The organism is Mycobacterium sp. (assembly GCF_965230835.1).
Classification (GTDB): Bacteria; Actinomycetota; Actinomycetes; order Mycobacteriales; family Mycobacteriaceae; genus Mycobacterium.
Genome location: NZ_CBDDLW010000002.1, coordinates 1628503 through 1655498 on the forward strand (window position 1 = coordinate 1628503; position 26996 = coordinate 1655498).

Below are 26996 nucleotides of genomic sequence, written 5' to 3' on the forward strand. Positions count from 1 at the left end.
GCGCTAGCGCCGCCTCAGCGCAGTAGCGGAGCGCGCGAATTCGCGATCAAGGAAACCGACAAACCCAGCGGCCTACTGCGCCGGCAGGCAGAATTGCCGTATGAGAATCGCGATCAGCGGTGCCGGCGTGGCAGGAGCGGCACTTGCCCACTGGCTCGACCGCACCGGACACAACCCGACGCTGATCGAGCAGGCCCCCACATTTCGCACCGGCGGTTACATGATCGACTTCTGGGGCACCGGATACCAGGTGGCCAAACGCATGGGCATTGAAGACCAGATCCGCGGCGACGGCTACGAGGTTCAGTCGATTCGCTCGGTCGGCCCAGGCGGGGAAATCAAAGCGAACATGGATGTCGAGGTGGTGCGCCGGATGATCGGCGGCGACTTCACAAGTCTTCCACGTGGCGACTTAGCCGCGGCCATCTACGCCAGTATCCAAGACCGCGTCGAAACGATCTTCAGTGACAGCATCACCACCATCGACGAGCACGACCATGGTGTGCGTCTAACTTTCGACAAGACCCCGCCGCGCGATTTCGACCTGGTCATCGGCGCAGATGGCTTGCATTCCAACGTGCGCCGGCTGGCCTTCGGGCCCGAGGAGAATTTCGAGCATTACCTCGGCTGCAAGGTAGCGGCTTGGGTGGTCGATGGCTATCGGCCACGCGACGAGCTGGCCTACGTCACTTACAACGTGCCCGGCCGGCAAGCGGCACGTGTCGCGCTGCGTGGCGACCGCACCATGTTCCTCTTCGTCTTCCGCGCCGGCCATGACAGCGCCGGCATGGCACCGAAAGATCAACTGCGCGAACAGTTCGACGACGCGGGCTGGGAATGCCGGAACATCCTCGCCACGCTCAACGACGTTGACGATCTCTATTTCGATGTCGTTAGTCAAGTTCGCATGGATCGCTGGTCGCGAGGCCGGGTCATGCTGATTGGCGATGCGGCCGGCTGTATCTCGCTCCTCGGCGGGGAGGGCACCGGACTGGCAATCACCGAGGCTTATGTGCTGGCTGGTGAACTCCAGAGCGCCGACGCCGATCACCGCAGCGCCTTCGCTGCATACGAGGCGCGTATGCGCCCCTTCATCAAGGCGAAGCAGGCTGGCGCAACCAGGTTCATCGGATTCTTCGCCACACGAACTCGATTCGGCCTGTGGTTTCGCAACATGGCAATGCGCACGCTGAATTTCGGTCCGCTGGCCAGCCTGTTCTCCGGCAGCGTGCGCGATGACTTCGAACTTCCTGACTACCAGATACCTCTAGCTGGAAACCGCTCCTGACGGCGTTGCGCCGCGGGCCGCCTGGCACCCGGGCGTCTGCGGTGCCGGCTGCGACGCGGAGGGTACGTCCCGCATTGCTCGCACCGTGATACGCGCGCCGCGGTGCGGCACTAAGGTGACGTGCTTGAGCTGCGGCCGTTCGTCGGCGGCCGTGGTGGTGCTCAATTCAACGCGGCGCAGGATTTCGCGCAGCACAACCCGCATCTCAACCATTGCAAACGTAGCGCCAAGGCAGCGCCGGTTGCCTCCGCCGAACGGAAACCAGGTGGTCGGGCTCAGCGTTGCACCCAGCATCCGACCGGGATCGAACCGTTCTGGGTCCGGGTACACCGCGGCGCTCGCATGCACCAACCCAATTCCCGGAGCCACCATCACCCCGGCCGGCAGCCGATAGCCAGCCAACTCGATTGGCTCAGTGAGGATCCGACCGACGTCGAACACCACCGGACGGGCCCGCAACGTTTCCTTGGTCACCGCATCGAGGTACTCGTCGCCGGTCGGATCGCCCGCCGCGCTGGCCGCTGCCGCCCGCACCGCTTTAGCCAATTCAACCGGGTGCCGAGTCAGACGCTCCAACGCCCAGGACAAGCTGGTGGCAGTGGTGTCGTGCCCGGCAGCCAACAACGTCATTAGCTGGTCGCGCAACTCGTTGTCAGTCATCGTCTGTCCGTCATCGTCGGCCGCGCGAACCAACATGGCCAGCACATCGGTCCGGCCCGCGAGATCAGGATCAGCACGTCGGTCTGCGATCTCGGCGTAGAGCAGCTCGTCGGCTTCTGCGATGCGCCGACGCAAGCTCCTAAACGGTCGACGGCTCAGCAGTCCCGGGACGGTAAGTGCCAGCGTTTCCCAAATTCCCACATCCAGAAGTCGCGGCATAACCCTGCGCAGCGCACCCAGCCGGTCCGGGTCAGTGGCACCGATCACCGTCCGCAGGATTACCTCAAGAGTGATCTCGGAGGTCTTGGGCGCGACGGCGAACCTTTTGCCCACTGGCCAATCCGCGATGTTTCGGGCTGCGATGTCGGCCATCTGCTCGGCCTGGCGCCCGACCGCATCGCGATGGAACGGCGCCAGCATCAGTCGGCGCCGGTCGCGGTGCACGTCATCGTCGATCACCAACAACGAACTGTCCCCGAGTAGCCCACTCAACATCGTGTTTGCTTCACCGGCATGAAAAATGCTCGGAGCGCCAGCAAAAACCGCCTTGATGTCGGCTGGATCAGTCAGATACACGATCGTGCCGAGACCAGCGATTCGCACCGTAAAGACACTGCCGTAGCGACGTCGGCAGGCGGTCAAATAGCTCGTGGCATGCCGCAACATCGCGGCAGCCTGCAGGGCCCGAGGGAGGCGCGGCCCAGGAGGCAGCGCAGACGCCGCGGTGGCGATCATGGACCCGATTGTACGGTCAATGTTGGCAGTATTGACTCGTATGCGAATTTGCTCTCAACACACGCGTTGATGAATTCCGACGGCCAACGCATCGCGGTCTTCGAGAATGCAGCAGGAATCGACGAGCCGCGCCCGGCTACTTGTATGCAACCGCCGCGCTCGAACCCGCGGCCAGCGGAATCACCTCGAACGACCGAAATCCGGCCGAGCTGCACCATTGCCGAAAGTCAGAACCGGAGTAGTCGAACGCGTCGCCGAATTCGATCAGCATGTTCAGCGACATCGTGAGCCCCAACGTGTTCTCCCGTCGTGCGTCGTCGATGAGCGCCTCAATGACGATGAAAGCTCCGTCTTCGGGCAAGGCCGCATAGGCTTTGGCGATGAGCTGTTGTTTTCGGTCAAGGTTCCAGTCATGCAGGATCTGGCCCATCGTTATCACATCAGCGTCCGGGAGCGGGTCGGCCAGAAAATCGCCTTCAATCGCTTGCACTCGCTCGCCGAAATCCTCAGCCGCCAGTTTTCGGCGTGCGATCTCGGTCACTGCCGGTAAATCGAAACTAACGCACTGCAGGTGCCGATGGGCTGCGCCCACGACCCGCGACAGCAATCCGTCCGCGCCACCCACATCGCATAGGCGTCGGTAGCGCTCGAACGGAAAGCGTTCGGCAAGCAGTTCGACGTTGCGCCGCGACGCTGACTCCATCGCGGACATGAAGATCTCAAGCTTCCGAGGGTCGGCATAGAGCGCCTCGAAGAACGGCCGACCGGTGTGCTTGACCTCGCTCTGCGCCTGGCCGGTCCGGAGCGCCTCGGTTAGATCTGCCCACGAGCGGTAGTTGCGTTCGTCCCAGATCTTCAGCAGGCCGCCCTGGTAGGCCGGACTTGCCTCGTCCAGAAAGTACGCCGTCTCCGGCGTATTTCGGTATCGCGCTTTCGCTCCGTCGCCATCTCGCGCCAGCAAGTCCAGCGACACCAATGCGTCGAGAAAATCCGTTGCCGGCCGCTTCACCAGCCCGAGCCGTTCGGCGATAGTTTCGGCCGTCAACGCCTTGTCGCCGAGTTCGGTAAAGAGCCCAAGTCCAACTGCTGAGAGCAGGACCTTCGATGCGCAGTAGCCTCCGCCGATCGCCATGATTCGGTCGGGACTCAATCGGTCAGTCACTGAACCTCCCGAGATCGCTCGAGCACGAGTGCGGCCAGCGGCGTGGGCCTGCCGACCGCCCCTCGGAAGAGAAGGCAAGGCCAGCGCCGCCAAAAATGCTCTGACCAGTGGTGGCAGGTACTGGATTCGAACCAGTGTAGGCATAAGCCGACGGATTTACAGTCCGCTCCCATTGGCCGCTCGGGCAACCTGCCGCCTAGCAATGTACAACGAGCGGGTAGACAGATCACAACGGCTATCACCAAATGAGAAAGACATCTCACGAAGTTAAAAGTCAAGCCACGAGCGAGGGAGGAGGTGGAAAGGCTAGATGTTCGGTGTAGTGCTGGCCGGTTTGCAGGCAGTGGTGGAGTTGGCCGAGGAATTTGTTGAACAGATGTCGTTGGGCTTGGTGGTTCCAGTCTCCTGCGGCGCGGCGGGTGTCGTAGTGGCGACGGGCGCCCGGCGAGGCGCGCAGCGATGCCAAAGCCCAGATGGGACCCACGGCGGCCAGGCGCCGGTTCTTGATATGGCGGTGCAACACGAGGGTTTTCTTGCCGCTGGCGCGGGTGATCGGCGCGGCTCCGGCGAATGCTTTCAGTCCGCGGGCGTCGGTGAAGCGGGCGCGGTCATCACCGATCTCGGCGAGTACCCGGGCACCGGCCAGGTTCCCCAGTCCGGGGAAGCTGGTGATGATCGTGGAGTCCGGGTGCTGCTCAAAATGGGCGGTTGCCGCCTCGGCGAGATCAGCAGCAGTGGTGCAGGCAGCCTCGAACTGACCCAGCAGCCCTGCCAATTGGATACCCATCGCGTTCTCCACGACCGGTGGTTGGTGCAGGTAGGTGTCGGTGAACACCTCCCGCAACCGTTCGATGTCACGGTCGAGATGGCGGCGGCGGCCGGCCTTGGCCAGCAGTCGGCGCAGTCGGGCCGGGGTCAGCTTGGTCGCCTGGGTGGGGGTTGGTGCAGCAGCCAAGATGGTGCGCGCATCTCGACGAGCCAGCCCGCCCTCGGGCAGGTCGGCGAACGCGGTGATGGCCGCCGGGTAGAAATCTTTGAGCACATCGCGAATCTGGTTGCCGATGTGTTGACGTGCCCATACCGCGTCTTGCTGAGCGCGGGCCAGCACCCGGATCGCCTGGGCCAACTCGGTGTCGGCGGGCAATGGGCGGTGCGCGCCGGGGTCGGTGCGCACAATATTGGCCAGCAGCACCGCGTCGGCACCATCGGATTTGGCCCCCGACACCGCATACCGTGCCCGATACCGCGAAGCCGCCAACGGGTTGATCGGATAAATCACCCGGCCAGTTTCTCGCAGCGCCGCCACCCACAGGCCACGATCAGTTTCCATCCCCACTGGTATCGGATCAGCGGCACTGTCACCGGCCTCAGCCAGCAACGTCAACAGCTGCGCGAACCCGGCCGCATCATTGCCCAGCCGTGCACGGGCTACCACCCTCCCGTCGTCATCAACCACAGCAACATCGTGATGCTCAGTAGCCCAGTCGATTCCACAAAACAAGCCCAAGACGTCCTCACTTTTTCGTCGGTGGATGGTTGCGCCGTTACCGGTGGACTCACGCGGCGCCCTAATCGCGGGACTCCAAGGTCCGTCATCTCACTAGCCGTCCGTGACTCCAGCACATCGCAGGACTTCGTTCTGTCGAAGAGCTCAAGGCTCGAGAACAACCATCAGGAAGTCACCCCTGCGACGGGCTCGGGCAACGGAATCTCACCACCAACCCGACAAGACCTGCCGCCAGACGCGCCGCTCTTTCTCAAGTCGTCGAACGACGGGAACACCAGACGTCACCTGACGGCAGATCCCGCAAGAAACAGGCCCCGGTCACCAACACCCGGACCGGTAACCAATCCCTACTAAACGATTAGGACGGACCCCGTGGCGGATTCATCGTTCGACGTTGTCAGCAAGATCGACCGGCAGGAGGTCGACAATGCGCTCAATCAGGCTGCCAAGGAGTTGGCCACCCGATTCGACTTCCGCGGCACCGACACCACGATCGCGTGGAAAGGCGAGGAGACCGTAGAGCTGACCTCGTCGACCGAGGAACGCGTCAAGGCTGCCATCGATGTCTTCAAGGAAAAGTTGATCCGCCGCGACATCTCGATGAAGGCTTTCGATGCCGGTGAGCCGCAGGCCTCCGGCAAGATTTACAAGATCACCGGAACTCTCAAACAGGGCATCAGCAGCGAGGACGCCAAGAAGATCACCAAGCTCATCCGTGACGAGGCGCCCAAAACTGTCAAGACCCAGATCCAGGGTGACGAGGTCCGCGTCTCCAGCAAGAAAAAGGACGACCTCCAGTCGGTCATAGCCCTGCTGAAACAAGCCGATCTCGACGTGGCGCTGCAATTCGTGAACTATCGGTAGAAACCGACCGCCCAGCGGGCGTCTACCCCAAGCGAGGTGTCGAGTTGACCGCGACTCCCCAGGAAGCCGCCGGCAGCGACGCGGAAGACGCCGGCTATGTCGATGTCATCATTGTCGGCGCCGGCATCTCCGGGCTCGGTGCCGCCTATCGGATAGCCGAGCGCAACCCTCACCTGACCTATACCATCCTGGAGCGCCGGGCACAGATTGGCGGCACGTGGGACTTGTTCCGCTACCCTGGCGTGCGCTCCGATAGCAGCATCTTCACACTGTCGTTTCCCTTCGAGCCATGGACTCGGAAGGAAAGTGTCGCGGACGGCACCCACATCCGCGAGTACCTGACCGCTACCGCCCACAAGCACGGCATCGATCGGCATATCCAATTCGGCAGCTACGTCAGGTCCGCGAATTGGGACTCGTCGACCGACTCCTGGACAGTCACCGTCGACCAAGCGGGTTTCCAGCGGCGCTACCGCGGCCGATTCCTGTTCTTCGGCAGTGGTTATTACAACTACGACGAGGGTTACACCCCTGAATTCGCCGGCATCAAGCAGTTCTGCGGCAGGGTTGTGCATCCACAGCACTGGCCCGAGGACCTGGACTACACCGGCAAGAGGATCGTGGTGATCGGTAGCGGCGCCACCGCGGTCACGCTAATCCCTTCGCTGGCAGAGCGCGCGGGAAAGGTGACAATGCTGCAGCGCTCACCCACCTACCTCATCTCGGCGTCCAAGTACAGCATGTTCGCCGACTTAGTTCGGAAGATATTGCCACGCAAAACATCCCACATGATTATCCGCATGCGCAATGCATTGCTTGAAGCGCTGATCTGGTTTCTGGCGCGCAAAGCACCGGGTTTGATAAAGCAGATGCTGCGCCGCGTCGCGATCAATAACCTCCCTGACGGATACGACGTCGACACCCACTTCAGGCCGCGGTACAGCCCATGGGACCAGCGGCTGTGCCTGATCCCAGACGCTGACTTGTATCGCGCCATAGCCGACGGCCGCGCAGCGGTTGCCACCGATCACATCGACCATTTCGACGCGACCGGGATCGTACTTGCGTCCGGCGAGCGAATCGACGCAGACATCATCGTCACAGCCACCGGTCTGCAGCTGCAAGCGCTGGGCGGCACCACGCTCAGCATCGATGGCACAGGGATTAGTCCCCAAGACCGCTTCGTCTACAAAGCGCACATGCTCGAAGACGTACCCAACCTGTTCTGGTGCGTGGGTTACACCAACGCCTCCTGGACGCTGCGCGCCGACATGACGGCACGGGCAACCGCGAAGTTACTCACCTACATGGGAGAGCACGGCTACACCCGCGCCAGCCCGCACCGCGGCGACGCACCGATGCCGGAGAAGCCGGCTTGGGACATTCAGGCCGGCTACGTGGCGCGATCCCCACACGCACTGCCTAAGTCCGGCACGAGACGACCGTGGAATGTTCGCCAAAACTACTTCGCCGACGCCATCGACTATCGACTCGACCGCATCGAGGAGGCAATGGTGTTCGGCCGTATCCCGCAATACGCTGAACTCAATGGCAGACCAGATGCGTGACCCCAAAGTGGTTGTCCTCGGTGGCGGTTCCTGGGGCACCACCGTGGCATCCATTTGCGCACGGCGCGGACCCACGCTGCAGTGGGTACGGTCGGCGACAACCGCAGACGACATCAACACCTGTCACCGCAACAGCCGTTATCTTGGCGACGAAGTTGTGCTGAGCGACACTCTCACCGCCACGACCGATTTTTCCGAGGCAGCCAGCTGCGCCGACGTTGTCATCATGGGAGTCCCCTCGCACGGTTTCCGAGGGGTGCTCACCGAGTTGAGTAAAGAGCTGCGCCCCTGGGTTCCGGTGGTGTCCCTGGTTAAGGGGCTCGAGCAGGGAACAAACATGCGGATGTCACAGGTCATCGAGGAGCTGCTGCCGGGTCATCCGGCAGGCATTCTGGCCGGACCGAACATCGCCCGCGAAGTAGCCGAGGGCTACGCCGCCGCTGCAGTACTTGCGATGCCGGACCAACATTTGGCAACCCGGCTCTCGGGGCTGTTCCGTACCCGACGCTTCCGGGTTTACACCACCGATGACGTTGTGGGTGTCGAGATGGCGGGTGCCCTCAAGAACGTCTTCGCGATCGCGGTCGGGATGGGCTATTCGCTTGGTATCGGCGAAAACACCCGCGCTTTGGTGATCGCTCGCGCATTGCGCGAGATGACGAAACTTGGTGTGGCATTGGGTGGAAAGGCCGAGACCTTCCCCGGGTTGGCGGGTCTTGGCGATCTGATCGTCACGTGCACCAGCCAGCGCAGCCGCAACCGCCATGTCGGTGAGCAACTCGGCGCCGGCAAACCAATCGACGAGATCATCGCATCGATGAACCAAGTTGCCGAGGGCGTCAAATCCGCCAGCGTGATCATGGAGTTCGCCAATGAGTTCGGCCTATCCATGCCGATTGCTCGCGAAGTAGATGCCGTGATCAACCATGGCTCGACCGTTGAACAGGCCTATAGCGGCCTGGCCGCTGAGGTACCGGGACACGAGGTGCACGGCTCAGGGTTCTAGGCCAGCGGTGAATCGCTGAGCGCGTCTCTCGCCAGGTTGCAACCGCCGCTGCGGCTCGGCCCCGCGGAGACACAAGGCGCGCTGCCCGGTTCTACGCCCCCGGAGTGCTGCCCGGCCGACGTTCGTCGCTTTGGTCAGCGATCCAGCTCACGTCGTAACGCGGCAAGTCGGGGAAATCACAACTGCCACGGGCATCAGCCGGCAGAACGCCGAGATGTCCGGGGATCTTGAGCGCGTCGCATCCAGTTTCCCAGTTCGCGCACCAGATACCTAGCGCGACCGGGGCATAGAACCGTGAGGTGGTGGTGGTGCAGAAGTCGAATCGCACCACTTTCTGTTCGGCTCCGTCGGGCTCGGTGACCGCTGCGCATCGGGTGGTCTGGGCGTTGTAGGACGAGGGCGACCACTGACAGACCTCGTAGCAGCGCCCAAAGGACACAAACGGAGCGACATCGATCGCAAGCGGTTCCTGGAAGCGCGGATCGGCGAAGAAGAGCGACTCCAGCGGGAGGCGGCGATGCGCTGCGCGCTCCATCACGCGGATAAACAACGGCTTGAAGCGTGATCGGTATCCCACGGCGCAGACGCAGACCACGTGATCCGCGTCCGGATCGAACCGGTCGCCGAGGTGTTCGACGACGCTGGACTGGTCGGCGCCAGGGCCGATCCAGCAGGTGGCCAAGCCCATTCGAGTCGCGTGCAGGACCACCTTTTGGAGACTGCGCCCAACGTCGATGATCGCCAGACGACCGTAGTTTCGGGGGGCTATCGCAACCAGGAATTCGTGTGCGCCCACGCCGGGCCAGATCCTCAACGGGGCTTCAATGTACTCAAGACGGATCGGGCTGGTCCCGATCAGGCGGTCGAGTCGAGTATGTTCGTCGACCGCCCGCATCAGCTCTGCCCGATCGGCCTCCGCGAGATCGCGGCTTTGGAAGGAGTGACAAGAGCGTCGCGAACGGATCAGGTCGAAGGTGTCGAGGTCGTCCTCACGAGGCGGCCGCGACTCGCGTGGACGCACTCCCCATTTCACGGTTATGACGTCAAAGGCCGCCGCGGCAAGCAACATCAGGGCGACTGTGAGAGGCGGCCAAAACAACACCGGCCGCCAGACTCCAATCAGCCATCCGAGAGCCGAAATGACGAGCAAAACGATCGCGACATTTGCGGTGACGAGATACTGCAGCCAACCCGTGAACTGCAGCCGCAGCTTCAACCGCCACAACAGCGAACGCCGCGATCTTTCGGTTGGGTACGCGTCGTGTTCCTTTGGCCGCAGTTGTGGTTGCGTCATCGTCGACCTCCCGTCAAGGCTTTGATGCCACGGTAGCGCCGGGATAGACACTAATGCAAGTAACCACTTTCATACAGCGCAAAAACGCTGTTCCGACCACCGTTACCCCCGCGCGGTGTGGATTGCCCAGCCCGTCGCCCGAGCCAATAGCGCAGGTGAGAATTCGGCCAAACACCCTCGTGGACAGGCTTGCGGACAGCCAGCCGCAACGGGCGTTGACCCAGAGCAGCGGTATCCGCGTCGCGACTATGCCAGCATCGGGTCGATCGCCGAGCGCGGGACGGTTACCTGGATTGGGCCGGCCGCTTCGGGCAGCAACTCACCAGGATTGAAGAAGAAGACCAATCCGTCATTCTTGATCGCGAAATTCTGATAGTTCGCCGGGTCCAAACCGACATTCGGCGCTATCGACACCTGCTGTTCCATCTGCTTGGCCAGTTCACTCTGGATGATGGGAAAAATGGTCGGCAACGGATCCGTATCGGGCTTCCACACATTGTCGTATGTGATCGCCTTACGATAGGCCTGATCCCAATTGAAGGCCTTGTAGCTGGTTTTCGGGACCGCCCCACCGACGTTCTCGTAGGTCTTGAGCACCAAAGACTCCGTACCCCGCGGCGGCACCGCCGACTCGAATGTGGTTGATGTCACATCTAATTCGTAGGGCGCTGCCCGCGTCTCAGACGAATCTGCCTGGTCGAGAAATTTGTCGCGCAACTCTTTGACGTATTCCGTTAGCAACTTCTGATCCGGGTAGAAGCTCGGCAAATTGATGTCGATGCTGTATCCGGGCCGCGTCATCAGGATCTTGCAGGCTTCTTCCGTCTTGACACCCTCGAGTTCGTCGCAGTAGCTCTTGGGCGCGGCCACCGCAACACCTGGACAACTGAACAGAACCATGGCCACGACAACCAGGGGCAATTTGAAGCGCATGTCGAATTCCTCCGAGGCAACTAGCTACCGGCAGCCAGGGACTAGAGGTTGGCTACCGTGGGTTTCGCGTCGACGACCAAGATAGGCCATCGCGCAGCCGGCCTCACTGCCACTCGGTCGGGCGTCAGCCCCGCGCCATCTGCTCCAGCCGACGAATGCGGTCATCGATAGGCGGATGGGTCGAGAACAACGAACCGATCCGCTCACCCGCACGGAACGGGTTGGCGATCATTAGGTGCGCTTGACTGGCCAGCTGTGGCTCAGGCGGCAGCGGAGCCGCCTGCACGCCGCCGGAGATCTTGCGCAACGCCGAAGCCAATCCCAGCGGGTCTCCGGTAAGAACGGCACCCGACTCGTCCGCCTGGTACTCACGTGACCGCGACACCGCCATCCGCACGACGGTCGCAGCGATTGGGCCCAGCAACGCAACCAAGATCAGCGCAAAAGGATTGCCATTGTCGCGGTTACCGCCGAACATGCCAGCCCACATCGCCATATTGGCCAGCGCGGTGATCACCGATGCTAGCGCCCCGGCGACGCACGAAATCAGGATGTCGCGGTTGTAGACGTGGGACAGTTCGTGCCCCAAAACGGCCCGCAACTCGCGCTCATCGAGAATTTGCAGAATTCCGGTGGTACAGCACACCGCAGCGTTGCGCGGGTTGCGTCCGGTGGCAAAAGCATTTGGTGCTGTGGTGTCGCTGATGTATAGCCGGGGCATCGGCTGGTGAGCGCTCGTGGCCAGCTCCCGAACGATCCGGTATATCAGCGGTGCCTGCAATTCAGATACTGGCTGCGCGTGCATCGCGCGCAGGGCCAGTTTGTCGCTGTTGAAGTACACGAAGACGTTCATTCCGACCGCGAACAGCGCCGCCAAAATCAGCGCGGTCCTGCCGAACAATGCGCCGGCGGCCACGATCATCGCGGACATACCGACCAACAGCATGAAGGTCTTCAGCCGGTTGGCATGCGGATGCCAGGTCATCAGTGTGTGCCCTCCTGCGAACACCTCATCTGGACTATTACAGCTGGTATAACGCCCCACACAACCACACAGGTTCCGAAACCGCGGTAATCCCCTTCAGCCATGCCGGCTGATCGTGTATTCAACCAGCGCAACCAGTGCGCGCCGGCCAGGAACGTCGGGCAACAGGTCCAGTTCGCGACGCGCCTGAGCCGCGTATTGCGCCAGGACATCTTTGGCCTTCTCCATGCCCGGCGACGCCCTGAGGAGCCCCAGCGCCTCAAGCACCTCGGCGTCATCGCCAACCGGCCCGGCCAGCAGCTCACGCAGCCGATCGGCATCAGAACCCGATTCCCGCAACGCATAAAGCATCGGCAACGTATGCACGCCTTCGCGTATATCGGTGCCCGGCGACTTGCCCGAGTCATCGGATTCGCTGCCGATGTCGATGATGTCGTCGGCAATCTGAAACGCGGTACCTACGATGCCGCCCAGCCGGCTCAGCCGTTCGATCTGATCGTCACCGGCACCGGCGAACATTGCGCCGAAACGCCCGGCCGCGCTAATCAGACAGCCCGTCTTCTCATACACCACCTTCAGGTAGTGGTCGATCGAATCCTTACCCTCGGCAGTGCCGCGAGTCTCACGCATCTGGCCTGTCACCAACTGAGCGAAGGTCTCGGCGATAATCCGGACCGCATTTGGCCCTAGTCGCGATACCAGCCGCGATGCAGTGGCAAACAGGTAGTCACCAGCCAGGATCGCGACATTGTTACCCCACCGCAGGTTGGCGCTGGGTGCGCCGCGACGGATCTCAGCCTCGTCCATCACATCGTCGTGATACAAAGTCGCCAGATGCACGAGTTCGATAACTGCGCCGGCGATTGTCACTTCCTCGGCATCGGGCTGGGGCCCCAACTGCGCCGATAACACGGTGAACAAGGGCCGAAACCGTTTACCTCCGGCCAGGAACAGATGCAAAAGAGCATCAGTCATCACCTCATCGGCACCGCGCAGCTCTGCGTCCATCAGCTGTTCGACTCGCGCGACGCCGTCGCGCGCGATCGTGGCGAATTCGGCGTCGCCGAAATCGATGCCCGCCACCACCGTCGCCGGAGTTCTCATTCGACCAACATACTGGTGAGCGTGGAGACCAGAGCCCCTGGAGCCGATGTGGTGGTTGTGGGCGCCGGACCAGCTGGGTCGGCGGCGGCAGCCTGGGCTGCCCGCGCGGGGCGCGACGTGCTGGTCATTGATTCCGCCAGCTTCCCCCGCGACAAGGCATGCGGCGACGGACTAACCCCACGAGCGGTCGCCGAGCTGCGCCAGCTAGGTCTGGGAAGCTGGTTGGATGGCCGCATCCGGCACCGCGGACTGCGGATGAGCGGATTCGGCAGCGAGGTGGAAGTTGACTGGCCCGGCGCGTCATTCCCGTCGCACGGGAGCGCGGTGGCACGCATTGAACTCGACGACCGGATCCGAAAAGCCGCAGAGGATTCTGGGGCAGAGATGCTGCTCCACTCCAGAGCTGTTGGCGTGCAGCATGACGAGTCGAGAAGAGTGGCCTCGGTGAGGTTGGACGACGGCACCAAGGTCCGCTGCGGTCAGCTGATCGTTGCCGACGGCGCGCGATCCACGCTGGGCCGCACGCTGGGCCGGCAATGGCACAAGGAAACCGTATACGGTGTCGCTGCCCGCGGGTATCTAGCGACTGCCCGCAGCGACGACCCGTGGCTGACGTCGCATCTGGAACTTCGCTCCCCCGACAACGCCGTGCTACCGGGTTACGGCTGGATTTTCCCGTTGGGCAACGGCGAGGTGAACATCGGCGTGGGAGCGTTGTCGACATCAAGACGGCCGGCGAATCTGGCGTTGCGGCCGCTGATCGCCTCCTACACCGACCTGCGACGCGAGGAGTGGGGCTTCACCGGTCCACCGCGAGCGGTGGTGTCGGCGTTGCTACCGATGGGCGGCGCGGTGTCGGGGGTTGCGGGCCCGAACTGGATGTTGATCGGCGATGCCGCCGCCTGCGTCAACCCGTTGAACGGCGAAGGCATCGACTACGGGCTAGAAACCGGGCGGTTGGCCGCCGACCTCCTGGACTCCCCTGACCTATCGCAGGCCTGGCCGTCGCTGCTGGCTGACCACTACGGCCGCGGATTCTCGGTCGCGCGCAGACTCGCGTTGCTGCTCACCTTCCAACGGTTCCTTCCCACGACCGGACCCATCGCGATGCGCTCCACAAAACTGATGAGCATCGCCGTTCGGGTGATGGCCAACCTGGTTACCGACGCCGACGCCGACTGGGTGGCCCGGGCTTGGCGCGGCAGCGGACGCCTATCACGGCTGGTCGATCGGCGGTCGCCGTTCAGCTAAGCCGGCGCCGCCCTGTATATCAATTTGATTGACATATATCAGTTTCCTTGATATACAGGGGCATGACTGAATCGATGGATCTCGAGTTCGAATCGGCCTACCGCGGTGAGTCAGCCCAGTTCGGGCACGGAATCCGACCCCCCTGGAGCATCAATGCACCCCAACCCGAGCTGGCCGCCCTGATCGAAGAAAACAAGTTTCACGGCGACATCCTCGACGTGGGCTGCGGAGAAGCCGCAATTTCGCTCACGCTGGCCGAGCGCGGCCACACCACGGTGGGACTAGACCTATCACCTACCGCAATAGCTTTGGCGCGGGCCGAATCCGAGAAGCGGGGTCTGACCAAGACCAGCTTCGAGGTGGCCGACATCAGCTCGTTCACCGGATACGACGGCAGGTTCGGAACCATCGTCGACAGCACGTTGTTCCACTCCATTCCGGTCGAAGCACGCGCGGGCTACCAGAAATCGATCCGCCGCGCCGCCGCGCCGGGCGCGTCTTACTTCGCACTTGTCTTCGACAGGGCGGCGATCCCCGACGGGCCAATCAACGCGGTCACCCGCGAGGAACTGCACGACGCGGTCTCCGGATACTGGGCCATCGACGAGATACGGCAGGCCCGCATCTACGCCAAAGCTCCAACGAATTTCTTCGGGATGCCCGGCGTCGAGCTGCGCACGGAAAACGACGGCCTGCTATCGGTCGGCGGCTGGCTGTTGTCGGCGCACCTCAGTTGAGGAGACGCTGTTGCCAAGTTGGTCTAAGCAGTCGGAGGGTATAGTTCAGCCGATGAAGAGGCTCGCGGTAAGCGTTGCGATGATAGCGGCGGCGATCGCCCTCGCCGGGCCGGCGCAGGCTGACGACTACGACGCGATTTTTGCCGACCAACTCCACGGATTCGGCATTTACGGCCCGCAGGACTACAACGCCTGGCTGGCCAAGATCAGCTGCCAACGAATGGATAAGGGCGTGGACGGTGACGCCCACAAGTCGGCCGCCTTTATCCAGAACAACCTGCCTACCGGAACGACCCAGGGGCAGTCGCTGCAGTTCCTCGGCGCCGCGATCGACCACTACTGCCCCGAACACGTAGGGGTCATGCAACAAGCGGGCAACGGCTAGGCTCGGTCACTCCGGCGACTTGTATCCGGCATGCAGGGCCACAATGCCACCGGTCAAGTTTCGCCACCGCACATCCGACCAGCCAGCTCGCGAAATCCGGTCCGCCAGCGTCGCCTGGTCCGGCCACGCCCTGATCGACTCAGCGAGGTACGCGTAGGCTTCCGGATTGCTGGAGACCGCGCGCGCGACTGTCGGCAGGGCACGCATCAGGTACTCCTTGTAGGCGGTCGCGAACAGCGTGTTGGTCGGAGTGGAGAATTCGCACACCACGAGTCGCCCCCCCGGCCGCGTGACGCGGGCCATCTCACGAAGTGCAGCAGGCTGATCGGCTACGTTGCGTAGCCCAAAACTGATAGTGACCGCATCGAACACCCCGTCGCCAAACGGCAACTGGGTCGCGTCACCGGCGACCTTCGGCACTTTTCGCGCACCGCCAGCCGCGAGCATCCCCACCGAGAAATCGGCCGCAACGCACCAGGCCCCGGACTTCGCCAGCTCAACGGTCGACACCGCAGTTCCCGCAGCCAGATCCAATACCTTCTCGCCCGGCCCGATTCGCAGGGCCGATCGGGTGGCTTTCCGCCAGTAACGGTCTTGCCCCAAAGACAGCACCGTGTTCGTCAGGTCGTAGCGACGAGCAACGCCGTCGAACATCGAGGCGACGTCTTGGGGGTCCTTGTCCAGGGCCGCACGACTCACATCGAAGACGCTACCTTGGCCTCGCACACGATGCGGCTCGTGGCGCCGCACCCACGTCTCCCCCGCCCGTGAACAAGGAGAAAATGCGGCTAGGCCGCCCGCGCCCTGCGCCGGCCCTGCACCGCCTCATAGTGACCAAACAGCTCGTCGCAAATCACCTGCCAACTGCGGCCCAACACACTGCGCCGGGCCGCCGTTGAGTAACCGTTTCGGTGTCGGACCAGGTGCGCGACGGCCGCGGGCAGCCGGGCCCCGAACTCGGCAGTCGGCAATAGCAGTCCGGTGCGTTCCGGGGTGACCAAATCGCGCGGGCCGCCCGCGTCAGGGGCAATCACCGGCAGCCCTGACGCCAGCGCTTCCTGCACGACCTGGCAAAACGTCTCATGTTCACCGGGATGCACGAAAACGTCCATGCTGGCATACGCCGCGGCGAGTTCATCGCCATACAACGCACCAGTGAAAAGGGCGTTTGGCATTGCCGACTGCAGCTTGGGGCGGTCGACTCCGTCGCCGACGACGACGAGCCGAACGGCTCCTTCAGACGCGAGAACCGCAAGCCGCTCGACATGCTTCTCAGGCGCCAACCGACCGACAAAACCAACGATCGGCCGACCGTCCGGCGACCACTCCCGACGGAGCGCCTCATCCCGCGCTGAGGGCGCGAACCGGAACAGGTCGACCCCGCGCGCCCACCGGTATACTCGCGGGATACCTTGGGCAGCAAGGGCTTCCATCGTCGCTGTCGAAGGCGCCAAGGTTCGGTCGGCAAGACTGTGTAGGTGGCGAAACCACGCCCACGCGGCCCGCGAGGTCATCGGAATGCCGTAACTTGCCGCGAAACCCGGTACGTCAGTTTGGTAAACCGCGACCGTTGGCACACCAAGACGACGCGCGGCCCGCAACCCGCCATAGCCGAGCAATGCCGGTGAAGCCAGATGCACAACATCGGGACCGAATCCGCGGAGTACGCGCAGAATTCGAGGGGTGGGTAACCCCAGCGGCAGCGTAGTGACCTTGGGAAACATCCGCGACGGCACCCGGTGCACCCACACACCGTCGTGGAGGCGGTCTGCGGGGGGTTCACCCGGCAGCGAATCCGGGGCGATGACGAGGGCTTCGTGGCCGGTTCGACGCAGCTGCTCGAGGATCCGGACCACCGAGTTACTGACACCGTTGACCTGCGGGAGAAACGACTCGGCAACGATTGCTACGCGCACGTCACCACAGTTTCAGCGCCGCCTGTCGACAAGGTTGCCGACCGGCATACACGGCGCGAAATCTGATTCTTCGAAATCCCTATGCGGGCGATTGGCCAAGCCCATCATTTGACTCGGCCCGGTGGCTAAGCCGCCTATCTAGCAGCGCCAGACCGAACAGCATGATCGTCGCGGCAATCCAGGCCACCACCGCGATAGATCCTGCCGGGATGATCGCGAGACCGGCGTCGCGCTGGCGCACCCGAACCAGGTCGGGATCCCTCTTGTTGTATTCGACGTAGATCCGCATACCGGTGGCCAGCTCCGACGGATACAACACGCCAAGTTCGGGTCTATAGGTGATGCGCTCAGGGGTGACGAATTCGATGGTCGAGCGCCGGGGTCCCGCACTGAGCACCTGTGCTTGAGCCACACCCATGTTTCGGTCGATAGCCAGATCGTTGCGCCACGCACCGGCCACCAACAGCACCGATTGCAGCGTGACGAGACCGGCTAGGATCAGGACGGTGATTCGCGCCCACCGCACCACGATCCTTGCCCTGGTGTCAGGTAATTCTTCGCTGGTGCCGTGGATCAGGACGCGCAGCAAATGTCTTGGGGATTTCACAGCGACGCCCTAATGGCGGCGTGGAGTTGCCGCAACGAGGAGCGGTCCGCTTTGACCTCCAGCACCCGCATGCCGGTAGCGGGTTCGTCGAGGGCTGCCGGGAGGTCGCTGACTTCGATCTGTCGGCTCTCCACGTGGTACGCCCGGCACAACGCACCCACGTCGACGTCGTGCGGCGTACCGAAAATACGCGACGAAACATCGGAGAACCGTGGGTCACCCTGCTCAAGCAATTCGAAAATTCCGCCGCCGTTGTCGTTGGAGACCACGATGGTCAGCTGCCGAGGTGTCGGTTCGGTTGGTCCGATCAACAACCCTGAGCTGTCGTGGACGAATGTAAGGTCGCCGATCAACGCGATGGTGCGGGCCGGGTTATCCGGACCGCCGGTGCACTCGTGGGCCAACGCCGCACCGATAGCGGTGGACACCGTGCCGTCGATCCCGGCGACGCCGCGGTTGGACCGCACTCGGATGTGGTGGGTGTCGATACCAACCAGGGCCACATCCCGCACCGGATTGGAAGCGCCGAGCACCAGTTGGTCACCGGGTCGCACCGCATCAGCCACCGCCGCGGCGACATGCAGTCCGGTGGTCAACGGGTGCGCCGCGAGCTGCTCCCGCACTGTCTTAATGGCACGCCGGCTTAACTCCGCACATTGGCTTAGCCACGCCGGTTTCGGAACCCCGGCGGTAACGGCCCGCGTACCCGTGGCCTGCGAGTTACCTGAGACGTCCGGCCAGCGCGGTCCGGTCGTGAGCGCATAAACCGGAACGTTCGGGTCGGCCAGCAAGGCCGCCACCGGCCGGTGCAGTGTCGGACGACCCAGCATGATCACCTGCTCGGGTCGCAGTAAAGGCAGTACCAGCGGGTGTAGCGGGTTGATTCCCGACTGCGGGACAGGGGCTGTCGGCTCGGCGACAGTTGGCAGTTCCGCCAAGTTTGGGTGCACACCTGCACCGTGCCCAGCGATGACGATGGTGTCAGCCGACAGGTCAATATCCAGAGGCTGATCGAAGCTCACCGGCGGGGTGTATGTCCACGGCCTGCCATCTGATCGCCCGGGCGGAAACGCCACGCCATCGACTTCTGGGTCGGGCACCAGAGGTTCGCGCAACGGGATGTCGAAGTGCACAGGACCCGCATTCGCGGTGCGAAAACCTCTGGCTGCAACCAATACTCGACAAGTAGCAGATCGCCAGGTCGCGTTACAAACAGCGAGCCGTTCGGGAGCGTCCTCGGCTAGCCCCAGACTGATCGTGGCCCGCACTTGAGAGCCAAAGTAGCCCAGCTGCTCCATGGTCTGATTGGCGCCGGTGCCCAACAACTCATAGGGCCGGTTCGCCGAGAGCACGATCAGCGGCACCCGAGCGTAATTGGCTTCAACCACTGCAGGGCCGAGGTTGGCCACCGCGGTGCCCGAAGTCATCGCGACACAAACAGGCGCGCCGGCTGCGACCGCTAGTCCAATAGCCAGGTAACCGGCAGTGCGTTCATCGATTCGAACATGTAATCGAATACGGCCTGCGCGGTCCGCGTCCTGCAACGCAAACGCCAGCGGCGCGTTCCGGGAGCCGGGACACAGCACCACATCGCGAACGCCGCCGCGGATCAACTCATCAACGACAACACGTGCCTGAGTCGTCGAAGGATTCATCACTACAGCGTGTCACAGCCTGGTGACGACGCCAGCCGGGCAACCCTGATGGCGACCGCCCTGTCATGGCACCGCGCTGGCAAAGAACTTCAGCACCGCGGTGTTGACCGCCTCCGGCCGCTCGAAGAATCCGAGATGACCAGCGTCGGGTATGTGCAGGTAGCGACCGTTCGGCAAGGCGTCGGCGACCTCCCGCCCCAGGTAGGGCGGCGTCACTACGTCGTCAGCGAAGCCAATCACCAACACCGACGCGGCGATATTGCGGTAGGCCGGCAATCGGTTGCCCTGCGGGGAAACGTCAAGTTGACAACGTAGACCTGGCGTCGACTTGGTCGGCCACATATTGAACATCGCGATCCAGTCGCCGATAGCCGCGTCGTCGTTCAGGGTTTTGCGTGAAAAGCTCTCCAGCAAACGGATTTTCGCATCATAGGCAGTCGGCAGCTCAACGCCCGCCGCAAATAGCTCAGCCTCGGCCTGGCGGAAAAACTCACGGGTGCGGTCGAGGCGACCGCGAGTAGCCATCAACACGGCCGAGCTGACCAGCTCCGGCCGGGCGACCATCAGTTCCTGTGCGATGAACGCTCCCATCGACACCCCGACGATGCGGGCCGGAGCGATGCCCAGCGACTCGATCAACGCCGCGGTGTCGGCGACCATCGTTTGCGTTGTGAAGCCCTCTGCGTTTTCAGTGGCCCCGATTCCGCGATTGTCGAAGGTGATGACGCGATATCCGGCGGCCAAGAATGCCGGGACCTGATGAGGATGCCAGGTGCGGCCGGCACCGCCACGACCAGCAATGAAAACAACGGGGTCACCGGTGCCGCGGTCGTCGTAAGCCAGGTTGGTCACCCGAACGACGGTACAAGCAGCGGATAGCAGGCTTTGACCCGGTCGATCCACCACTGCCGCCGGTTCTGCCGTGCGCCGAGCGCTTGCAACCTAGCCGGGTCGGGTACCGCTGGCCCGACCCGCACAAAGCCGTCGACGGGTGCCACGGTCTCAATGACATCTTCGACGAACAGCCCACCGGTGCCCAGCCCGCATGCATGGCGGAGTTCCGGCAGAGCCGCGGCGGCGGTTAGTCCGGTCCCAATCCCAACGGCCGAATCGAGTGCACTGGAGACCACCACCGGAACGTTGATCTGTGCCGCAATGTCCAGCAGGGCCGAAACACCACCCAGTGGAGCTACTTTGAGCACCGCGATGTCTGCGGCTCCGGCCCGCACGACGCCCAATGGATCGGCAGCTTTTCGGATGCTTTCGTCGGCGGCGATCGGCACGTCGACCATTGCACGCAACCGAGCGAGTTCGGCGACCGTGGCGCACGGTTGTTCGAGGTACTCCAGCGGACCATCAGTTGTCAGCGCGGTCACGGCCTGCACCGCCTCCTGCACGCTCCAACCGCCGTTGGCGTCCACCCGCACCACCGGAACAATTTCGCGCACCGCGTTAACCCGGTCGACGTCGTCTGCCAGTGACTGCCCGGGCTCGGCGACCTTGACTTTTGCCGTGCGGGCACCCGGGAACCTGGCCAGCACCTCTTTTACCCCGGCGGCGGCAACAGCCGGCACGGTGGCGTTGATGGGGATCCAGTCGCGTCGGACCGGCGGCGGCTCATAGAAGGCAGCCCGGATCGCCGACGCTAGCCACACAGACGCCTCTGCGGCCTGGTATTCGATGAAGGCGCCGAATTCGCCCCACCCCATCGGGCCGTCGATCAAGGCGACTTCACGCGTAGTGATACCGCGGAAACGCACCCGCAGCGGCAACGCTACGACGTGCAGGCGATCCAACAACACGTCCACATCCGGCAACGTGAGCATCACTGTCGGTAGACCTGGCGGCCCGCCAGAAACGTCGCACGCACATCGAGATCGGCGATCCGTGCGGGCGGTACGGTCCGCGGGTCCGCCGACAACACCACCATGTCCGCGTATTTTCCGACTTCTAGCGAGCCAATCACGTCATCGGAGAACAGCTGCCATGCAGCATCGATGGTCTGGGCACGGATTGCCTGCTCTACCGTCAATCGCTCCTCCGGCGCCAGCACCCGCCCGCTCGGCGCTACCCGGGTCGCGGCGACACTGATGTTGCGCAGCGGCTCCTCGGGCGTAACCGGTGGATCGTTGTGCAACGAAATGCGCATACCGGCGGCCACTGCGGATCCCGCTGGCATCCAATGCGATCCGCGCTCCGGCCCGAATAGATCATCGACGATCACGTCACCCCAGTAGTGGATATGGTCGACAAAAATGCTGCATGTGACACCCAGTTTTGCCGCTCGCTGAAGTTGACCGGGTCGGATGGCGCCGACATGTTCGAGCCGCAACCGGTGGTCATCGCGGGGATGCCGGCGCAGCGCCTCCTCATACACATCGAGGATGGTGTCCACGCCGGCGTCGCCGTGTACGTGAGCGGCAATCGGCCAGCCCAACGGGAAGTACGCTCCGACGATTTCGGCGAGCTGTTCACGGCTGTAGTTGGCGTGGCCGCAGGATCCCGATGGCACCCCGATAGCGCGAGTTGCCGCGGTGTCCAGATACGGAAAGGAGATGTCGATATTGCCGATCCACGGTGACCCGTCCACCCAGATCTTGATTCCGACCTGGCGCAGCATGTCATCACCTTCGCCGGGCGTCGCATCGGTGGACATCTGCGGGTTGGAGATCTCGTAGGTGCGTAGGCGGACCGTCAGCTCACCGCGCAGCTGCTCGATCAGCGGACGAAATGACGGATCGAAAGCCATCTCAGCACAGGTGGTCAACCCCGCACGGTTAAGCCGAGCGCACTCGGCATGCAGCATCCTCGGGTAATCACCAGGGTCGATCGCACCGCTCAGCAGTGGCAACACCGCGCCAGTTTCCTCAGCGGTGCCGTCGAGGTCACCGTTGGCGTCACGGCCGTAGCTGGCTCCCTTAGGGTTAACGGTGTCGCGGGTCAGACCATAAAAGCGGGCGGCGTGCGAGTTGAAATAGGCCTTATGCCCAGAATTGTGGATTATCACGACCGGCCCATCGGGCGCCACCTCGTCGAGCCAGGTCAGCGTCGGCTCTGGAAGGCCGGACTGCAGTAGCGAATCCCACCCGATCAGGTAGGCGCCGGCTCGTCCCCGTGCCGACGCCTCGCGGCGGACCGCTTCGACAACATCGTCCGCGTTGCTCATGGTAACTGGGCGTATGTCCACGATCCGGTCTGACAGGGCGACGGCTTCAAATAGCGGATGGCCGTGTGCCTCAATGAATCCCGGCATAACGCAGCCATCTTCGACATCGATGATCTGAGTGTCGGGTCCGATGAACTCGGCTACCTCAGACCGGTCACCCACGGCGACTATCCGTCCTTCGGCTACTGCGAGCGCCTCGGCCGTTGGCCTTGCCTCGTCCACGGTGAGCACGGTTCCGGTGACAACGACATCTGCATCGGCCATGAGCCCTAATCGTAGTGGTGATCGCGAGTGCGGCCGAGCCGAACGAAGCGGGTCACCACCAGCCAAACCCCGTGGTGATCGCGAGTGCGGCCGAGCCGGACGAAGCGGGTCACCACCAGCCAAACCCCGCGGTGATCGCGAGTGCGGCCGAGCCGGACGAAGCGGGTCACCACCAGCCAAACCCGTGATCCTGATCGGGAAACGCCGGGAATCAAGGGCGCGGCGGAGACTTATTGCAACACGTTCTAGTCTTGGCCCATGAGCGACGAGCTGCTGCGCAACCCGACCCACAACGGCCACCTGCTGGTGGGCGCACTCAAGCGCCACAAGAACAAGCCAGTGCTGTTCCTCGGCGACACCACGCTGACAGGCAGCCAGCTGGCCGACACGATCAGCCAGTACACCCAGGCGTTCGAGGCTCTGGGCGCAGGCACCGGCGTCGCAGTCGGTTTGCTATCGCTCAACCGCCCCGAAGTTTTGATGATCATCGGCGCCGGCCAAACTCGGGGGTTTCGGCGCACTGCGCTGCATCCACTCGGCTCACTGGACGATCATGCTTACGTGTTGTCCGACGCCGGTATCAGCTCGCTGATCATCGACCCCAACCCGATGTTCGTCGAACGCGCGCTGGGGCTGCTGGAGCGAGTGGACTCGCTCCAGCAGATCCTGACCATCGGCCCGGTGCCCAAAGAGTTGCAACACCTCGACGGCCAAGTGGTCGACTTGTCAGCCGAGGCCGCTAAATACGATCCACAACCACTGGTGGCAGCCGATCTGCCGCCAGACCAGATAACCGGCTTGACGTACACCGGCGGCACCACTGGCAAGCCCAAGGGCGTGATGGGCACCGCGCTGTCAATCAACACAATGACGTCGATCCAGCTCGCCGAATGGGAATGGCCGAAGAATCCGCGATTCCTGATGTGCACACCGCTCTCGCACGCCGGCGCCGCGTTCTTCACGCCCACCCTGATCAAAGGCGGCGAGATGATCGTGGTAGCCAAATTCGATCCGGCAGAAGTGCTCAGAATCATTGAGGAGCAACAAATTACGGCCACCATGCTGGTGCCGTCGATGTTGTATGCGCTGATGGACCACCCAGACTCACACACCCGGGACCTGTCGTCGCTGCAAACCGTCTACTACGGCGCTTCGGCGATCAACCCGGTGCGGTTGGCTGAGGCGATCCGCCGGTTCGGCCCGATCTTCGCTCAGTACTACGGCCAATCTGAAGCACCGATGGTGATCACCTATCTGGCCAAGGGCGATCACGACGAGAAGCGGCTGACCTCGTGTGGGCGTCCCACGCTATTTGCGCGCGTCGCGCTGCTGGGCGAGGACGGTCAGCCGGTCCCGTTGGGCGAGCCCGGCGAAATCTGCGTCGGCGGTCCGCTGCTGGCGGGCGGCTACTGGAATTTGCCTGAGGAAACCGCGCGGACCTTCAAAGACGGCTGGCTACACACAGGCGATATGGCCCGAGAGGACGAAGACGGCTTCTACTACATAGTCGACCGGGTCAAGGACATGATTGTGACCGGTGGCTTCAACGTGTTCCCTCGCGAAGTCGAAGACGTTGTCGCCGAGCATCCGGCCGTCGCGCAGGTGTGTGTGGTCGGGGCACCTGATGAGAAATGGGGCGAGGCTGTGACCGCGGTGGTCGTACTGCGTTCCGACGCGCCCCGCGACGACGCCGCGATCGCTGCCATGACCACCGAAATCCAGAGTTCAGTCAAGGACCGTAAAGGCTCTGTGCAGTCACCCAAGCGGGTGGTCGTAGTCGATGCGCTGCCGCTGACCGGGCTGGGCAAACCGGACAAGAAGGCCGTCCGGGCACAATTCTGGGCAGGCGCCGGTCGCGCCGTCGGCTGATTCTGAGTTAAGACGTCAATCTTGGCGTCGGTGGCTAATGTGAACGACACAAAGACGGCAACCTGCACCGAAATCACCCCGACAACAGCGCCGGCGGTCCGACGCACTGTCGGCTGCTTCCGCCCTGGGCTCGTTACCGACCTGGCACGGATACGAATAGCCGCAGCAACGGCATCAGCGGCCAGAATGGAGTTCAAGCGCCTTGAGTGACAATCCGTTTAACGCCAAGGCGTGGCGCACTATCGACGGGTTCGATGATCTGACCGACATCACCTATCACCGCCATATCGAGGACGCCACGGTGCGGGTAGCGTTCGACCGCCCCGAGGTCCGAAACGCGTTTCGCCCACATACCGTCGACGAGTTGTACCGAGTTTTGGACCACGCCCGGATGTCCCCCGAGATTGGCGTGGTGTTGCTGACCGGCAACGGCCCTAGCCCGAGGGACGGCGGCTGGGCATTCTGCTCCGGCGGTGATCAGCGGATCCGCGGCCGCAGCGGTTACCAGTACGCGAGCGGAGACACCGCGGACACGATCGATGTAGCACGGGCCGGAAGGTTACACATCCTCGAAGTGCAGCGGCTTATCCGATTCATGCCCAAGGTGGTCATCTGTTTGGTCAACGGGTGGGCAGCGGGCGGCGGGCACAGCTTGCACGTAGTCTGCGACCTCACTCTGGCCAGCCGGGAGCACGCACGGTTCAAACAAACCGATGCCGACGTTGGCAGTTTCGACGGCGGGTATGGCAGCGCCTACCTGGCCCGCCAGGTAGGCCAGAAGTTTGCCCGTGAGATCTTCTTTTTGGGCCGCACTTACGACGCCGACCAGATGCATCACATGGGTGCGGTCAACGATGTCGTTGAGCACTCGCTGCTGGAGACGGCAGGCATCGAGTGGGCGACAGCAATCAACGCCAAATCGCCCCAAGCACAGCGGATGCTGAAGTTCGCGTTCAACCTTCTCGATGACGGCCTGGTGGGGCAGCAGCTGTTCGCTGGCGAGGCCACCAGACTTGCATATATGACCGACGAAGCCGTCGAGGGCCGCGACGCATTCCTGCAGAAGCGCCCCCCAGACTGGAGCACTTTCCCCCGCTACTTCTAGAGCGGCAGGCGCCGGCCCAGAACAGGCGAATAGACTCGCCACCTGTGAACATGAGCCCACGCCGCCGGCTGTCCGAACTGATCACGCTGACCGGTATGCGGCCGCCGGCTACACCGCAGCTGCTGATCAACCGACCCGCGATCAAGCCGGTCGACCTCGAAGGCAAACGCATCTTGATCACCGGCGCCTCTTCGGGCATCGGAGAGGCCGCGGCCGAGCAATTCGCACGGCGCGGCGCCACAGTAGCCGCCGTCGCGCGCCGCCAGGACTTGCTCGACTCGATGGTGGACCGAATCACAGCGACGGGCGGCACGGCATTGTCGATCCCCTGCGACCTCTCGGATATGGATGCTATCGACGCTCTGGTCGCCGATGTCCAGGAGCGTATTGGGGGGGTAGACATTCTGGTCAACAACGCCGGCCGCTCCATCCGGCGGCCACTGACCGAGTCGCTGGAACGCTGGCACGATGTGGAGCGGACGATGGTGCTCAACTACTACGCCCCGCTGCGGTTGGTTCGGGGGTTCGCGCCAGGGATGATCGAGCGTGGCGATGGCCACATCATCAACGTCACCACGTGGGGTGTGCTGACTGAGGCCTCACCGCTGTTCTCGGTGTACAACGCATCAAAGGCGGCACTTTCAGCGGTGAGCCGCATCATCGAGATCGAATGGGGCCAGCAGGGCGTGCATTCGACGACGCTGTACTACCCGCTAGTGGCGACTCCGATGATCGCACCAACCAAGGCCTACGACGGCGTGCCGGCGCTGACGTCAGAAGAAGCTGCCGAGTGGATGGTTACCGCCGCGCATACCCGTCCGGTGCGGATCGCGCCGCGGATAGCACTTGCGGCGAAGGCGCTCGATAGTGTCGGCCCCCGATTGCTCAATGGTCTCTTGCAACGGCGCAATAATTAGTCGGCGATCTTCAATAAT

At 63.1% G+C, this 26996-nt stretch carries 25 protein-coding genes and 1 tRNA gene; 11 read left to right on the forward strand and 15 right to left on the reverse strand.

The genetic code is table 11. The features are described from left to right. The first annotated feature begins 100 nt into the window (after nt 1-100). Complete coding sequence (locus ACO07W_RS07970; protein ID WP_421842206.1) at nt 101-1288, forward strand: FAD-binding domain; 1188 nt, start codon at nt 101-103, stop codon at nt 1286-1288. On the opposite strand, the gene ACO07W_RS07975 is transcribed toward ACO07W_RS07970, so the two are convergent. The 4 genes from ACO07W_RS07975 to ACO07W_RS07990 form a co-directional block, all read right to left on the reverse strand. Then, complete coding sequence (locus tag ACO07W_RS07975; protein WP_421842208.1) at nt 1268-2683, reverse strand: cytochrome P450; 1416 nt, start codon at nt 2681-2683, stop codon at nt 1268-1270. The two genes, ACO07W_RS07970 and ACO07W_RS07975, sit on opposite strands and share 21 nt — an antisense overlap. A gap of 136 nt (nt 2684-2819) precedes the next feature. Next, the gene (locus tag ACO07W_RS07980) at nt 2820-3815 is read right to left on the reverse strand and encodes a methyltransferase (protein ID WP_421845867.1); all 996 of its coding nucleotides are present in this window, start codon (nt 3813-3815) and stop codon (nt 2820-2822) included. A 138-nt stretch (nt 3816-3953) separates the two neighbouring features. Further along, nucleotides 3954-4039, reverse strand: a tRNA-Tyr gene (locus tag ACO07W_RS07985). Nucleotides 4040-4119: 80 nt separating this feature from the next. Further along, on the reverse strand, nt 4120-5346 hold the full coding sequence (locus ACO07W_RS07990; RefSeq protein ID WP_421845748.1) for an IS110 family transposase: 1227 nt from the start codon (nt 5344-5346) through the stop codon (nt 4120-4122). Nucleotides 5347-5724: 378 nt separating this feature from the next. Between ACO07W_RS07990 and ACO07W_RS07995 the strand changes: the two genes are divergently transcribed. From ACO07W_RS07995 to ACO07W_RS08005, 3 genes are read left to right on the forward strand one after another with little or no spacing between them, the layout of a single operon-like run. After that, the gene (locus ACO07W_RS07995; RefSeq protein ID WP_421842210.1) at nt 5725-6216 is read left to right on the forward strand and encodes a YajQ family cyclic di-GMP-binding protein; all 492 of its coding nucleotides are present in this window, start codon (nt 5725-5727) and stop codon (nt 6214-6216) included. Nucleotides 6217-6260: 44 nt separating this feature from the next. Next, nucleotides 6261-7784 carry a flavin-containing monooxygenase gene (locus ACO07W_RS08000; RefSeq protein WP_421842212.1) on the forward strand — a complete coding sequence of 508 codons (1524 nt, stop codon included), beginning with the start codon at nt 6261-6263 and terminating at the stop codon, nt 7782-7784. Continuing rightward, nucleotides 7765-8790: an NAD(P)H-dependent glycerol-3-phosphate dehydrogenase gene (locus tag ACO07W_RS08005; protein ID WP_421842214.1), complete on the forward strand. Its 1026-nt coding sequence runs from the start codon at nt 7765-7767 to the stop codon at nt 8788-8790. Before ACO07W_RS08000 ends, ACO07W_RS08005 begins: the two co-directional genes overlap by 20 nt. Nucleotides 8791-8881: 91 nt before the next feature. Here ACO07W_RS08005 and ACO07W_RS08010 read toward each other — a convergent pair whose 3' ends face one another. The 4 genes from ACO07W_RS08010 to grcC1 all read right to left on the reverse strand — a co-directional run bounded on the left by ACO07W_RS08010 (nt 8882) and on the right by grcC1 (nt 13106). Further along, nucleotides 8882-10084 (reverse strand): nitroreductase family protein, encoded by a 1203-nt coding sequence (locus tag ACO07W_RS08010; RefSeq protein WP_421842216.1) that lies wholly within the window; start codon nt 10082-10084, stop codon nt 8882-8884. Between the two features lie 246 nt (nt 10085-10330). After that, entirely contained in the window at nt 10331-11017 is a 687-nt protein-coding gene (locus ACO07W_RS08015; RefSeq protein ID WP_421842218.1) for an esterase, read from the reverse strand. A 124-nt stretch (nt 11018-11141) separates the two neighbouring features. After that, a complete protein-coding gene (gene htpX, locus ACO07W_RS08020; protein ID WP_421842220.1) occupies nt 11142-12002 on the reverse strand; it encodes a zinc metalloprotease HtpX in 861 nt (286 codons plus the stop codon). Between the two features lie 96 nt (nt 12003-12098). Then, nucleotides 12099-13106 (reverse strand): nonaprenyl/(2E,6E)-farnesyl/geranylgeranyl diphosphat synthase, encoded by a 1008-nt coding sequence (gene grcC1 / locus ACO07W_RS08025; RefSeq protein WP_421842222.1) that lies wholly within the window; start codon nt 13104-13106, stop codon nt 12099-12101. A 21-nt stretch (nt 13107-13127) separates the two neighbouring features. Between grcC1 and menJ the strand changes: the two genes are divergently transcribed. The 3 genes from menJ (at nt 13128) to ACO07W_RS08040 (ending at nt 15479) form a co-directional block, all read left to right on the forward strand. Beyond that, nucleotides 13128-14357, forward strand: a complete 1230-nt coding sequence (gene menJ, locus ACO07W_RS08030) for a menaquinone reductase (RefSeq protein WP_421842224.1) — start codon at nt 13128-13130, stop codon at nt 14355-14357. A gap of 62 nt (nt 14358-14419) precedes the next feature. Then, entirely contained in the window at nt 14420-15094 is a 675-nt protein-coding gene (locus ACO07W_RS08035) for a class I SAM-dependent methyltransferase (protein WP_421842226.1), read from the forward strand. A gap of 52 nt (nt 15095-15146) precedes the next feature. Further along, nucleotides 15147-15479: a DUF732 domain-containing protein gene (locus tag ACO07W_RS08040; RefSeq protein WP_421842228.1), complete on the forward strand. Its 333-nt coding sequence runs from the start codon at nt 15147-15149 to the stop codon at nt 15477-15479. Between the two features lie 6 nt (nt 15480-15485). Here the strand turns inward: ACO07W_RS08040 and ACO07W_RS08045 are convergent, their stop codons facing one another. The 7 genes from ACO07W_RS08045 to ACO07W_RS08075 form a co-directional block, all read right to left on the reverse strand. After that, nucleotides 15486-16178, reverse strand: coding sequence for a demethylmenaquinone methyltransferase (locus ACO07W_RS08045; protein WP_421842230.1), 693 nt, complete (start codon nt 16176-16178; stop codon nt 15486-15488). An 89-nt stretch (nt 16179-16267) separates the two neighbouring features. Beyond that, entirely contained in the window at nt 16268-17395 is a 1128-nt protein-coding gene (locus tag ACO07W_RS08050) for a glycosyltransferase family 4 protein (RefSeq protein ID WP_421842232.1), read from the reverse strand. 79 nt (nt 17396-17474) lie between these two features. Next, nucleotides 17475-18002, reverse strand: a complete 528-nt coding sequence (locus ACO07W_RS08055; RefSeq protein ID WP_421842234.1) for a DUF3592 domain-containing protein — start codon at nt 18000-18002, stop codon at nt 17475-17477. After that, nucleotides 17999-19657: a 2-succinyl-5-enolpyruvyl-6-hydroxy-3-cyclohexene-1-carboxylic-acid synthase gene (gene menD, locus ACO07W_RS08060; RefSeq protein ID WP_421842236.1), complete on the reverse strand. Its 1659-nt coding sequence runs from the start codon at nt 19655-19657 to the stop codon at nt 17999-18001. The genes ACO07W_RS08055 and menD overlap by 4 nt, the downstream gene beginning before the upstream one ends. Before the next feature lie 63 nt (nt 19658-19720). Next, nucleotides 19721-20509: an alpha/beta fold hydrolase gene (locus ACO07W_RS08065; protein ID WP_421842238.1), complete on the reverse strand. Its 789-nt coding sequence runs from the start codon at nt 20507-20509 to the stop codon at nt 19721-19723. Beyond that, nucleotides 20506-21483: an o-succinylbenzoate synthase gene (locus ACO07W_RS08070; RefSeq protein WP_421842240.1), complete on the reverse strand. Its 978-nt coding sequence runs from the start codon at nt 21481-21483 to the stop codon at nt 20506-20508. Before ACO07W_RS08070 ends, ACO07W_RS08065 begins: the two co-directional genes overlap by 4 nt. Next, complete coding sequence (locus ACO07W_RS08075) at nt 21483-23087, reverse strand: amidohydrolase (protein WP_421842242.1); 1605 nt, start codon at nt 23085-23087, stop codon at nt 21483-21485. The genes ACO07W_RS08070 and ACO07W_RS08075 overlap by 1 nt, the downstream gene beginning before the upstream one ends. 14 nt (nt 23088-23101) lie before the next feature. Here ACO07W_RS08075 and ACO07W_RS08080 point away from each other — a divergent pair, with 14 nt between their 5' ends. The 4 genes from ACO07W_RS08080 to ACO07W_RS08095 all read left to right on the forward strand — a co-directional run bounded on the left by ACO07W_RS08080 (nt 23102) and on the right by ACO07W_RS08095 (nt 26978). Then, nucleotides 23102-23275, forward strand: coding sequence for a hypothetical protein (locus tag ACO07W_RS08080; protein WP_421842244.1), 174 nt, complete (start codon nt 23102-23104; stop codon nt 23273-23275). A gap of 70 nt (nt 23276-23345) precedes the next feature. Continuing rightward, the gene (gene fadD8 / locus ACO07W_RS08085; protein ID WP_421842246.1) at nt 23346-24956 is read left to right on the forward strand and encodes a fatty-acid--CoA ligase FadD8; all 1611 of its coding nucleotides are present in this window, start codon (nt 23346-23348) and stop codon (nt 24954-24956) included. Nucleotides 24957-25158: 202 nt separating this feature from the next. After that, a complete protein-coding gene (locus ACO07W_RS08090) occupies nt 25159-26061 on the forward strand; it encodes a 1,4-dihydroxy-2-naphthoyl-CoA synthase (RefSeq protein WP_421842248.1) in 903 nt (300 codons plus the stop codon). 50 nt (nt 26062-26111) lie between these two features. Next, the gene (locus ACO07W_RS08095) at nt 26112-26978 is read left to right on the forward strand and encodes an SDR family oxidoreductase (RefSeq protein ID WP_421845868.1); all 867 of its coding nucleotides are present in this window, start codon (nt 26112-26114) and stop codon (nt 26976-26978) included. Nucleotides 26979-26996 lie beyond the last annotated feature (18 nt).